General features: G+C 36.3%; 1 protein-coding gene. It reads left to right on the top strand.

Annotated features, from left to right (window positions below; genetic code table 11):
- Nucleotides 1-88: 88 nt before the first annotated feature.
- On the top strand, nucleotides 89-1,444 hold the full coding sequence (locus tag TJ68_RS03405; protein ID WP_040928746.1) for an IS1182 family transposase: 1,356 nt from the start codon (nucleotides 89-91) through the stop codon (nucleotides 1,442-1,444).
- The last annotated feature ends 106 nt before the right edge of the window (nucleotides 1,445-1,550 follow it).

Here is a 1,550-nt window from a genome sequence, read left to right as displayed (position 1 = left end):
TCAGGCTGTAGACAAAGTCTCTTATGAGATGACGTCTACAGCCTTTTTTTATAAAATATAATTAATATGATTATTTTGGAGGGAAATCATGTTAGGAAAATCATTAAATTCACGTGATCAAATAGAATTTGTAGCGATTAGCGACCTCGTACCAAAAGATCATCTACTAAGAAAAGTGGATGCCGTATTAGATTTAAATTTTGTGTATGATTCTGTAAAGGATAGATACTGTTTAGATAATGGTCGACCTGGGATTGATCCAGTAATTCTTGTAAAAATTGTGTTGATTCAACATTTATTTGGTATAAAATCCATGCGACAAACAATTAGAGAAATTGATACAAACGTTGCTTATCGTTGGTATCTCGGTTTTGGATTTCATGATAAGGTGCCACATTTTTCAACCTTTGGAAAGAATTATGCACGTCGCTTTAGTGACGGTCAATTATTTGAAGAGATTTTTGAGCATATTTTAGAAATCGCGATGTCTCATGGACTGATTGACACTTCTGCATTATACATAGACTCAACGCATATCAAAGCAAACGCTAATCGTAATAAGTATACGAAAGAAACGATTAAAAAAACAGCGACTTTCTATGCTGAGGAATTACGTGAAGAAGTCAATGACATCCGGTTATCAGAAGGAAAAAAGCTTTACCCTCCAAAAGAATCCAATGAAGAAAAAACGAGTCGTGTTAGTAAAACAGATCCGGATGCAGGATATTATGTAAAAAGTGAGCGTGAAAAACAATTTGCTTACAGTATGCATGCCTGTGTAGATAGTCACGGATTTGTACTTGATCAACATGTGACCCCTGGAAACATTCATGATAGTACCCAACTCCATGTCTCCATCGATCGTTTACTCGAAAAGGGCTATTCCATTCAAAGTGTTGCGGTAGATGCAGGGTATAAAACACCAGCGAACGCGAGATATTTACTTAATAAAAACATTACACCGTATATGCCATATACTCGACCACGAGGTTCAAAGGATTTACTCAAAAAGAGTGAATATGTTTATGATGAATATTATGATGTTTACTTATGTCCTGGCGGTTCAGAACTCACTTACAGACGCACAGATAAGGACGGTTATCGCCTGTATATGTCAGATCCTATGAAATGTAAAGAGTGTCCGTTACTTTCACAGTGTACAAAAAGTCAGGGGAAACAAAAAGTGATTACCCGACATGTATGGCAATCCTACATTGATACAGTCGAAGAAATTCGACATACGGAAAAAGGTAAAACTGAATATAAGAAGAGATCCCAAACCGTCGAACGTCGTTTTGGAGATGCGAAAGAGCAGCATGGACTCAGATGGACACGTCATAGAGGTATTAAAAAAGTGTTCCGAGACACCACGCTTATTTGTGCATGCATGAACTTGAAAAAGTTGGCAAACTGGCTCATCAAAGAGCCTCAACTGACAGTGTAAACCACTGTTTTTTCTTTGAAATATCAAACTTATTTTAAAATATATGTAGACAAAAAAAGACGAACCTCTTTTTTAGAATTTGAAAAAAAGGTTCGTCTACAATCTG

The sequence above is a fragment of the Nosocomiicoccus massiliensis genome (assembly GCF_000438455.1).
GTDB classification, from domain to species: Bacteria; Bacillota; Bacilli; order Staphylococcales; family Salinicoccaceae; genus Nosocomiicoccus; species Nosocomiicoccus massiliensis.
This window is presented reverse-complemented; position numbering and strand designations above follow the sequence as displayed.